Genomic DNA, 584 nt, shown 5'->3' with positions numbered 1-584 from the left:
TACAACATCGTCATCGCCGCCTTCACCCAAGTCGTCGAAATCGCCATCGCCCTGTCCACCGGCTTCGGCGCCGCCGCCGTCCCCGGCCTCATCAAAATCGGCCAGGAAATCGTCAAAGCCCTCATCGACTTCCTCCGCCAACGCCTGCGCAACCAACTCATGCACCTCATGTGGGAAGGCATCCAGGAAGGCCTCGAAGAACTCTGGCAATCCGCCGCCGCCCAACTCACCCAGATCGCCGAGGGCAACCGCAAAACCATCGACTACAAAGACCTCGCCATGGCCTTCGCCGGCGGGCTCTTCATCGGCCTCGGCGTCAGCGGCGTCCACATGATCGGCGGCAAGTTCTACCCCAAAATCAACAAAAACCCCTACAGCCGCGAAATCCTCTCCGCCCTCGCCGAAACCGGCTTCGAAGGCCTCTTCTCCCTCATGACCGGCGGAGACTTCAAACCCGGCGCCACCATCACCAGCAGCATCATCGGCGGCATGGCCCAGCACTACGCCCAAGAAATCAACAAAATCTACAACCCACAATGGAACGGAGACAACCGCCCACCACTCGACCTCAAAACCGGCGGCGG

The 584-nt window shown here is 61.0% G+C and carries 1 protein-coding gene; it reads left to right on the top strand.

Annotation, left to right across the window (positions count from 1 at the left end):
* A partial coding sequence (locus RBH18_RS43935; protein ID WP_306216457.1) for a hypothetical protein occupies window positions 1-584 on the top strand: 584 nt, incomplete at both ends.

It is taken from the genome of Actinoplanes oryzae (genome assembly GCF_030757795.1).
Taxonomy (GTDB): Bacteria; Actinomycetota; Actinomycetes; order Mycobacteriales; family Micromonosporaceae; genus Actinoplanes.
The sequence above is the reverse complement of the archived record's forward strand: the minus strand, read 5'-3'. Positions and strand labels throughout refer to the sequence as shown.